This is a genomic window from Nonomuraea basaltis (assembly GCF_005893125.1).
GTDB classification, from domain to species: Bacteria; Actinomycetota; Actinomycetes; order Streptosporangiales; family Streptosporangiaceae; genus Nonomuraea; species Nonomuraea basaltis.
The window spans coordinates 53473-62722 of sequence record NZ_VCJS01000059.1; the positions used below are offsets into that span (position 1 = coordinate 53473).

Genomic DNA, 9250 nt, shown 5'->3' on the forward strand with positions numbered 1-9250 from the left:
AGCCTAGATCGACGGGTAAGACCGAGCTTATGTCGGTATAGGTCCGTAGAATCGCGGCTAAAGATCATTACTCGTGATCGGGGGATGGCGGTTGGACGAGGAGACACGAGGCTTCGATCCGGAGACGCCCAACGTTGCCCGGCTCTACGACTACTACCTCGGGGGCAAGGACCACTTCCCGGCCGACCGGGAGGCGGCGGAGCGGATATTGGCGGTGGCTCCCGAACTGCGGGCGGCGGCACGGGCGAACCGGGCGTTTCTGGGGCGGGCGGTGCGCCACCTCGCCGAGGCCGGCATCCGGCAGTTCCTCGACATCGGCACGGGGCTGCCGACGCAGGAGAACGTCCACCAGGTCGCCGCGAAGGTCGCCCCCGGTTCCCAGGTGGTCTACGTCGATCTGGACCCGGTGGTGATGGTGCACGCGCGGGCGCTGCTGGCCGATCAGGGCGGCACGGCGGTCATCCAGGGCGACCTCCGCAAGCCGGACGAGATCCTGAACAATCCGGAGGTCACGCGGGCGATCGACTTCACCCGGCCCGTGGGCGTGCTGCTGGTGGCGGTCATGCACTTCATCGCCGAGTCCGAGCGGCCGCAGGAGATCATCGCGACCCTGCGCGACGCCATGGCGCCCGGCAGCTACCTGGTCGTGTCGCACGGCACCAGCGACTCCCGCGCGGCCGCCGCCGACAAGGGCACTGAGGTCTACCGCAACGCCAGTGCCGCGCTCACCCTGCGCAGCCGGAAGCGGATCATGGAGCTCTTCGACGGGTTCGACCTGGTGGACCCCGGCCTGGTCTGGTTGCCCGAGTGGCATCCCGAGTCGGCCGACACCATCGACTTCATCGACGGCCCGGAGTCGTCACTGATCCTGTGCGGTGTGGGCAGGAAGGCCTGAGGCATGGACATCGGGCTGGCCGTACCGCAGTTCGGCAGGTTCGCGGCGCTGTCCAGCGTGCTCGATGTGGCGCGGGCGGCCGAGGAGATGGGGTTCGCCGGCCTGTGGGCCGGCGACCGGCTGATGACGCCGCTGCGGCCGAAGGACCGCTATCCGGGCGGGGACGGAAGCATCCCTGAGGCGCACCGGGTGTTCCTGGATCCGTTCGCGGTGCTGTCGGTAGCGGCCTCTGCGACCTCCGTCGTACGGCTGGGCACCAGCGCCCTGAACGCCTGCTGGTATCCGCCGCCCATCCTGGCCCGCTCCCTCACCACGATCGACCACCTCAGCGGCGGCCGGCTCGCCGCCGGCCTCGGGCTCGGCTGGTCCTCCGACGAGTACGCCGCCGCCGGCGTGCCCTGGAAAGATCGGGCAAAGCGCTACGAAGCCATCCTGGACGCGCTGGACGCGATCTGGGGCACGGACCCGGTGTCGTACGAGCACGAGTTGTGGACCATCGCGCCCAGCCACATCGAGCCCAAGCCGGCCCGCCGCCCGCCGCTCTACCTGGCCGGCTTCGCCGAGCCCGCGCTACGCCGCATCGGGCGCAGGGCCGACGGCTGGCTGACGGCCACGCTCCCGATCGCCGTGCTCACGTCGATGTGGCGGACCGTGTGCCGGAGCGCCGAGCAGGCCGGACGCGACCCGGGGGCGCTCCGCATGATCCTGCGCTCCAACCCGGTCGTGACCGGCCAGGGCACGCCGCCGAGGAGCGGCACGGTCGCCCAGATCTCGGCGTACCTCGCCACGGCGGCGGAGGCCGGGGTCCACGAGGTGATCCTGGACCTCCAGCACACCGCCACGAGCGACCAGCACCTGCTGGAGCTGGCCGGGGAGTTCAAGGCTCACTTGAGCGCGGCGAGCGCGCTCTCGTAGTCGGGCTCCTGCGCGATCTCCGGCACCAGCTCGGCGTAGATCACGTTGTTGTCGCCGTCGAGCACCACGACGGCGCGCGCGGCCAGCCCCGCCAGCGGGCCGGACTCCTGCGCCACGCCGTAGTCGGCCATGAACTCGCGGCCGCGCATGAGCGACAGCATGGTCACGTTGTCGAGCCCCTCGGCGCCGCAGAACCGCTTCTGCGCGAAGGGCAGGTCAGCGGAGACGCAGAGCACCTCCACGCCGGGGTGCTCGGAGGCCACCTGGTTGAAGCGGCGCACGGAGGCCGCGCAGACGCCGGTGTCGACGCTCGGGAAGATGTTGAGCACCTTGGTCGCCTGGCCGAAGTCCTCCAAAGAGCGCTCACCCAGGTCGGTGCCCACCAGGCGGAACGCGGGGGCGCTCCCGCCGGGCTTGGGGAAGGTGCCGCCCACGGCGATGGGGTTGCCCCTGAAGGTGACGTCGGACATGAAAGCCTCCTGATCGCGAAGTTCCTCGGATCGCGATCCTACCGACGCACCTCGCGCACCCCCTTCACCGCACCCGGCACGTGGATTCCAGGATCAGACGTTGCGCCGGTACTGGCCTCCCGCCTCGAACAGCGCATCCGTGATCTGGCCGAGCGAGCAGACCCGCGCCGCCTCCATCAGCACCTCGAAAGCGTTCCCTTCCGACATCGCCGCCTCACGCAGCCTGGCCAGCTGCCCGGACGCCTCGGAGCGGTTGCGCTCGTGGAAGGCGCGCAGCCGGTCGAGCTGCGAGCGCTTCTCCTCCTCCGTCCCCCTGGCCAGCTCCAGCTTGTGCGGCGGCTGGGCCTCGTCGTGCGTCCCGTTGCGGAACGTGTTCACGCCGATGATGGGCAGCGACCCGTCGTGCTTGCGCATCTCGTACAGCATGGACTCGTCCTGGATCTTGCCGCGCTGGTAGCCGGTCTCCATCGCGCCGAGCACGCCGCCCCGGTCCGACAGGCGCTCGAACTCGCCGAGCACCGCCTCCTCCACCAGGTCCGTCAGCTCCTCGATGATGAACGAACCCTGCAGCGGGTTCTCGTTCCTGGCCAGGCCCCATTCGCGGTTGATGATGAGCTGGATCGCCATGGCGCGGCGGACCGAGTCGGCCGACGGCGTGGTCACGGCCTCGTCGAAGGCGTTGGTGTGCAGGCTGTTGCAGTTGTCGTAGATCGCGATCAGGGCCTGCAGGGTGGTGCGGATGTCGTTGAAGTTCATCTCCTGGGCGTGCAGGGACCTGCCCGAGGTCTGGATGTGGTACTTCAGCTTCTGGGAGCGCTCGGCGGCGCCGTACCGCTCCCTCATCGCCACCGCCCAGATGCGTCGCGCCACCCGCCCGAGCACGCTGTACTCGGGGTCCATGCCGTTGGAGAAGAAGAACGACAGGTTCGGCGCGAAGTCGTCGATCTTCATGCCCCTGGCCAGGTACGCCTCCACGTACGTGAACCCGTTGGCCAGCGTGAAGGCGAGCTGGCTGATCGGGTTGGCCCCGGCCTCGGCGATGTGGTAGCCGGAGATCGAGACCGAGTAGAAGTTGCGGACCCCGTTCTTGATGAACCACTCCTGGATGTCGGCCATCATCCTGAGCGAGAACTCGGTGGAGAAGATGCAGGTGTTCTGCCCCTGGTCCTCCTTCAGGATGTCGGCCTGTACGGTGCCCCTGACCGTGGCCAGCGTGCGGGCGCGCAGCCGCGCGGCCTCATCGGGTGACGGTTCGCGGCCGTGCTCGGCGCGGAAGCGATCGAGCGCCTGGTCGATGGCGGTGTTGAGGTAGAAGGCCAGGATCGTGGGGGCGGGGCCGTTGATCGTCATGGACACCGACGTGTTGGGCGCCGCCAGGTCGAACCCGTCGTAGAGCACCTTCATGTCGTCGAGCGTCGCGATGGAGACGCCGGAAGTGCCGACCTTGCCGTAGATGTCGGGGCGCAGGTCGGGGTCGTGGCCGTACAGCGTGACGGAGTCGAACGCCGTGGACAGCCGGGTCGCGGGCTGGCCCTCCGACAGCAGCTTGAAGCGCCGGTTGGTGCGGAACGGGTCGCCCTCCCCCGCGAACATCCTGGTCGGGTCCTCGTCCTCGCGCTTGAACGGGAAGACGCCGGCGGTGAACGGGAACGTGCCAGGGAGGTTCTCGCTGCGCAGGAAGCGCAGGAGGTCGCCGTGGTCGGTGTAGCGGGGCAGGGCCACGCGCGGGACGCGGCTGCCCGAGAGCGTCTCCCGCCAGAGCGGGGTGTGGATCTCGCGGTCGCGTACCTTCACGACCAGCTCGTCGGCGGTGTAGCGCTCCTTGACGGCGGGCCAGGTGTCGATCAGGGCCCGGCTCTCGTCGGTGAGCTCCCGGCCGGCCTGGGCGTGCAGCTCCGTCAGCCGGTCGTCGGCCACGAGCTCCTGTACGGCGGCGAGCTGCTGACGGCGGCGGGCCACCTCCGCCTGGGCGAGCGTCTCGGCGTGGTACGCGCGGACGGTCTCGGCGATCTCGGCCAGGTAGCGGGACCTGGCGGGCGGCACGATCGCGGCCGACGCCTGGGAGGTGCGCCCGGACACCTCCGGCAGCAGCCCGGGTCCGGCCTCCTCCAGCAGTTGCCCCTTGAGGTGGTGGTAGAGGGCCGTGACGCCGGCATCGTTGTAGCGGGCGGCGATGCTGCCGAAGACGGGCATGTCCTCCGGCCTGGCACTGAACGCCTCGCGGTTGCGTACGAGCTGGCGGCGTACGTCGCGCAGGGCATCCTCCGCGCCGCGCCGCTCGTACTTGTTGATCACCACGGCCTCGGCGAAGTCCAGCATGTCGATCTTCTCCAGCTGGGAGGCGGCTCCGAACTCGGGCGTCATCACGTAGATGGGCACGTCCACGTGCGGGACGATGCCGGCGTCACCCTGGCCGATGCCCGGCGTCTCGACGATCACCAGGTCGTATCCGGCGGCCCGGCACGCGGCGATCACCTCGTCGAGGCAGGCGGGCACCTCATTGGCGGCGCCCCTGGTTGCCAGGGAGCGGAAGTAGACCTGCGGGCCCAGGCTGTTCATCCTGATGCGGTCACCGAGCAGCGCCCCGCCGCCGCGCCTGCGGGTGGGGTCGATGGCGATGACGGCGATGCGCAGCTTGTCGTCGTTGTCGACGCGGAAGCGGCGTACCAGCTCGTCGGTGAGCGAGGACTTGCCCGAGCCGCCCGTGCCCGTGATGCCCAGCACGGGGGCGCGCCGGTCCGTTTTCAGCCCTTCCATCAGCTCTGCGGGGGCGCGGCCGCTCTCGATGAGCGTGATCGCGCGGGCCAGCGCCGGCTGGTCACCCGAGACCACGGCCTCCGGCGCGGGTGGGTCGCCCAGCTCGACGTCGCAGTCCTCGATCAGCTTGTTGATCATGCCGGGCAGGCCGTATCGCTGGCCGTCCTCGGGCGAGAAGATGCGCGTGACGCCGCGCGAGTGGAGCAGGTCGATCTCCTCGGGGACGATCACGCCCCCGCCGCCGCCGTACACCTTCACGTGCCCGGCGCCGCGCTCGCGCAGCAGCTCCACCAAATAGGTGAAGAACTCGACGTGCCCGCCCTGGTACGAGCTGATCGCCACGCCCTGGACGTCCTCCTGGATGGCGGCCGTGACGATCTCGTCGACGGAGCGGTTGTGCCCGAGATGGATCACCTCGGCCCCCTGCGACTGGAGGATGCGCCGCATGATGTTGATCGCCGCGTCATGCCCGTCGAACAGGGCCGCGGCGGTCACGAAACGGACTGGGTGTACCGGGACGTGCACGCCTGATCACTCCTTCGTGAGGGCTCTCTCTCCGAAGATACTAGGACGTCCTACTATTTCCCAAGGACCTCCGGGGTAGGGACCTCGCCGAGGAGGTGACGCCGAATGCGCGCGCTGACGTTCGCACCGGGCCACAAAGGGACACTCGACGTGCGGGAAGTGCCCGATCCCGAGCCCGACAAGGGCGAGCTGCTCGTCCAGGGACTCGCGATCGGAGTCTGCGGGACCGACAGGGAGCTGGCGACGGCCGACTACGGCTGGGCGCCGCCTGGCAGGGATCGGATGATCATCGGGCACGAGTCGCTCGGCCGGGTGCTGGAGACGCCGGAAGGCTCCGCGTTCTCCCCCGGCGACCTGGTGGTGGGCGTGGTACGCCGGCCCGATCCCGTACCGTGCGGGGCGTGCGGGCGCGGCGAGTTCGACATGTGCCGCAACGGCCGCTACACCGAGCGCGGCATCAAGGAGATCGACGGGTACGCCTCCGAGCGCTGGGCCATCGAGGCCGGGTACGCCGTCCGCCTGGACCCGTCACTGGCGAGCGTCGGCATGCTGGTCGAGCCGGCGTCTGTGGTCGCCAAGGCGTGGGAGCAGATCGAACGGATCGGCTCGCGGACCTGGTTCGAGCCGCGCACGGTCCTGGTGACGGGCGCCGGGCCGATCGGGCTGCTGGCCGCGCTGCTGGGGCGGCAGCGGGGGCTGGACGTGCACGTGCTCGACCGGGCTCCCGAAGGGCTCAAGTCGCAACTGGTGAGCGCGCTGGACGCGACCTACCACTCGGCCTCGTCACTGGCGGCGTTCGCCGAGGCCAAGCCGGACGTCATCATCGAGTGCACCGGTGCGGGACAGCTCGTCATCGACGCCATGACCGCCACCGCCGCGGCCGGCATGGTCTGCCTGTGCGGGCTCGCGCCCGGTGGCCGGGTGCATCGGGTGGACGCCGGGATGATCAACCGGGACATCGTGCTGGAGAACGACGTGGTCTTCGGCACCGTCAACGCGAACCTGCGGCACTTCAGGAACGCCGCCTCCGCGCTGGCCGAGGCGGATCCGGGGTGGCTGGAACGGTTGATCACCAGGAGGGTGCCGCTGGAGCGCGCCCTGGAGGCCTTCGAACCCGGCGACGACGTCAAGGTGGTCATCGACCTCACGACCTGAGCGTCTTGAATTCCCTGTGGTTCCCTGAAGAACATGACCTGTCCAGTACGGCTCGCGCCGTCTCGGCCTAGGTGGGCTCGTAGGGCTTGCGGCGTGTGGGGGTGGAATGTTTGGTGGCCGTTTGGCCGGAACCGACCGGGACGCGGGTCCTGGCAGGCGGGGCGGACTGCTTGGCGGCGCCACGTGTCTTGGTCGTACCGGCGGGTGCCTTGTCGCGAGCCGGAGCCTTCTCTCGGACCGGGGCCTTCTCACGGACCGGGGCCTTCTCACGGACCGGGGCGTCCTCTCGCGCCGAGGGCTTGCGCCGGACGGGTGCCGTCGGCTTGTCCGGTCGGGGGCCGGATGGCGCGTTCCACGGCCAGGGCAAGGTGAGGCGGCGGTGGGTGCCGCGGCGGCGGCCGGAGACGCGTAACGAGAGCAGGATGGTCATCAGCACCATGGCGGCGAGCAGCGCGGGCGGCGTGCCTAACACGTCCAGCGGAGACCCCTGCGCGGGCTCGGCCTGCGGCACCGGTACGAAGGGCCGCTCCGTGGCACGGATCTCATCGAGCTTCTCCGCATTGTCCTTGACCACGCGCGGCAAGCCGTACCCGACGACCTTGTCGGTCTCCCTGGTCTTGCGCTTGAGCCAGACGCGGTCGACGTTCGCCTCGATCGTGTGGATCTTCTTGCCGTCGACCCGCTCCACGACTCCGACGTGGTCGATGCCCTTGTAGCTCTTGCCGCCGCTCCAGTCGTAGAAGACCAGAGCTCCCGGCTCGGGCTTCTGCGTCCAGGCGCCCTGCTTGATGAACCAGGCCGCGTGCGAGGGCGTCCAGGCGAACTCGCCGACGTATGGCGTAACGCCTGCTTTGTCCGCCGCCCACGCGAGGAACATGTCACACCACGGCGCGTTCTTGTACTGGGTGTCTTGGACGCGATCCGCGTACCACTGGCCGAACTTGGTGAACTGGCCGCTCTTCTCCTTATAGCCGAGTTCCTGCTTGACCGTCTCCAGCAGCTCGTGAGCGATCGGGTCCAGGGTGACTCCTCCCAGAAAACCGACAAACCACGATGGACTGTAGTAGCGCCATCGCGAAATTGCGCGCACGACCGGGAAAGTGTCTTGTTATGAGTCGAAATTTCGGCTATGTGACTGGTGTGGCAGGTGGGACTGTCTACGACGTACGTTAGGAGCCGGCACCAACGCGATAGACGGACACGTCCCCCGCGCCCGGCGCCACCGCGTCGGCCACGATCACGGTCACGTTGTCCGGCGAGCCGCCCTCGTTGGCCAGATCGATGAGCCGCTGGACGGCCGCGGCCGGGTCTGCCACCGTGGTCAGCACCTCGTGCAGGACCTCTGGCCCGAGCACGGTCGTCAGCCCGTCGGAGCAGAGGAGGTAGCGATCATCAGGCTCGGCCTCGCGCAGCGCCATGTCGGGCTCCGCCCTGCCCTCGCTGCCCAGCACGCGCAGCACCATCGAACGCCGGGGGTGCACGGCGGCTTGATCCTCTGTTATCCGCCCTTCGTCCACCATCGACTGCACAAGTGTGTGATCCTTGGTCATCTGGTAAAGCGCACCATCGCGAAGCAAGTATCCGCGGGAGTCACCGAGATGAGCCAGGGCGAACCGGTAGCCGTCCCACAGCATGGCGGTCACCGTGGTCCCCATCCCCCTGCGCGCGGGGTCGATGTCGGCCAGCTCGACCAGCCTGCGCCCCGCCTCGTGGACGGCGGCCTCCAGCGCCGCCTCCACGTCGGCGCCCGTCTCGGGAAGCGTGACATCCAGCTCGCGCATGACGGCGATCGCCGCCGAGCTCGCCAGCTCGCCGGCCGCGTGCCCACCCATCCCGTCGGCCACCACGAGCAACCGGCCACTCGCATATCCGGAATCTTCGTTCTGCTCCCTGCGGCGGCCCACGTCTGATCCGGCGGCGTAGCGGATGTTGTGCTTCATACCCTGCAGTAAATCATTGGTTGAAAGACTTCACAAGCAGATGCGCTGAAGACTCTTGTGAACTACTGTGGGCTCCATGAGCCACGACCCGACCGTCAACGCCGGGGACATCGCCCGGCTCGCCGGTGTCGGGCGGGCCGCGGTGAGCAACTGGCGCCGCCGCCACGACGACTTCCCCCAGCCCATCGGCGGCACGACCAACCAGCCACTGTTCTCACTGCGCCAGGTCGAGTCCTGGCTGCGCCGCTATGGGAAGTCCTACCAGGTCTCCCTGGGAGATCGGGTGTGGCAACGCCTGAAAGCCGCCGGCGATTTGCGGCTGGGCGAGCTGGTCGCCCAGGCGGGAGCGCTGCTGACCCGCCATCAGAACGCCACCGCCGGCACCGGGCATGCCCTCCGCTCCGAACCGGATAGCACCGAAACCGCCCTGGACACCGGGCCTGACGGCGACGGCACCCCGGACACCACCGGCACCCCAAGCGCCCCGGGCACCCCCGGCACGGAGCCGAGCAGGCCAGGCGGCCCAGGCGCCGAGCCGGGCGGGCCGGGCACGGAGGCGGGCCTGTCTCTTATACACCACGGCCCCGCCCTGC

7 protein-coding genes and 1 pseudogene are annotated in these 9250 nt (G+C 69.4%); 4 read left to right on the forward strand and 4 right to left on the reverse strand.

All coding sequences use genetic code 11. From position 1 onward, the window contains the following. Positions 1-73 precede the first annotated feature (73 nt). The gene (locus EJK15_RS26690; RefSeq protein WP_240777230.1) at positions 74-895 is read left to right on the forward strand and encodes an SAM-dependent methyltransferase; all 822 of its coding nucleotides are present in this window, start codon (positions 74-76) and stop codon (positions 893-895) included. Positions 896-898: 3 nt separating this feature from the next. Further along, the gene (locus EJK15_RS26695; RefSeq protein WP_138713215.1) at positions 899-1810 is read left to right on the forward strand and encodes a TIGR03619 family F420-dependent LLM class oxidoreductase; all 912 of its coding nucleotides are present in this window, start codon (positions 899-901) and stop codon (positions 1808-1810) included. Here the strand turns inward: EJK15_RS26695 and tpx are convergent. Then, positions 1780-2280 carry a thiol peroxidase gene (gene tpx / locus EJK15_RS26700; RefSeq protein WP_138713216.1) on the reverse strand — a complete coding sequence of 167 codons (501 nt, stop codon included), beginning with the start codon at positions 2278-2280 and terminating at the stop codon, positions 1780-1782. The genes EJK15_RS26695 and tpx overlap by 31 nt on opposite strands. Positions 2281-2373: 93 nt before the next feature. Further along, positions 2374-5562, reverse strand: coding sequence for a fused isobutyryl-CoA mutase/GTPase IcmF (gene icmF, locus EJK15_RS26705; protein WP_138713217.1), 3189 nt, complete (start codon positions 5560-5562; stop codon positions 2374-2376). Positions 5563-5667: 105 nt separating this feature from the next. Between icmF and EJK15_RS26710 the strand changes: the two genes are divergently transcribed. Beyond that, the gene (locus EJK15_RS26710; protein ID WP_138713218.1) at positions 5668-6717 is read left to right on the forward strand and encodes a glucose 1-dehydrogenase; all 1050 of its coding nucleotides are present in this window, start codon (positions 5668-5670) and stop codon (positions 6715-6717) included. A gap of 67 nt (positions 6718-6784) precedes the next feature. On the opposite strand, the gene EJK15_RS26715 is transcribed toward EJK15_RS26710, so the two are convergent. Both EJK15_RS26715 and EJK15_RS26720 read right to left on the reverse strand, forming a co-directional pair. After that, the gene (locus EJK15_RS26715; protein WP_240777231.1) at positions 6785-7807 is read right to left on the reverse strand and encodes a CHAP domain-containing protein; all 1023 of its coding nucleotides are present in this window, start codon (positions 7805-7807) and stop codon (positions 6785-6787) included. Positions 7808-7886: 79 nt separating this feature from the next. After that, positions 7887-8657, reverse strand: a complete 771-nt coding sequence (locus EJK15_RS26720; protein ID WP_138713219.1) for a PP2C family protein-serine/threonine phosphatase — start codon at positions 8655-8657, stop codon at positions 7887-7889. A gap of 76 nt (positions 8658-8733) precedes the next feature. On the opposite strand from EJK15_RS26720, the pseudogene EJK15_RS74835 reads away from it, so the two are divergent. Continuing rightward, positions 8734-9250, forward strand: a pseudogene (locus tag EJK15_RS74835) (hypothetical protein); the annotation flags it as partial.

Bases quoted from the DNA above. Each gene is read 5' to 3' on its own strand.
- EJK15_RS26720 (WP_138713219.1), bottom strand. From the start codon at position 8,657: ATGAAGCACAACATCCGCTACGCCGCCGGATCAGACGTGGGCCGCCGC.
- tpx (WP_138713216.1), bottom strand. From the start codon at position 2,280: ATGTCCGACGTCACCTTCAGGGGCAACCCCATCGCCGTGGGCGGCACC.
- EJK15_RS26710 (WP_138713218.1), top strand. From the start codon at position 5,668: ATGCGCGCGCTGACGTTCGCACCGGGCCACAAAGGGACACTCGACGTG.
- EJK15_RS26695 (WP_138713215.1), top strand. From the start codon at position 899: ATGGACATCGGGCTGGCCGTACCGCAGTTCGGCAGGTTCGCGGCGCTG.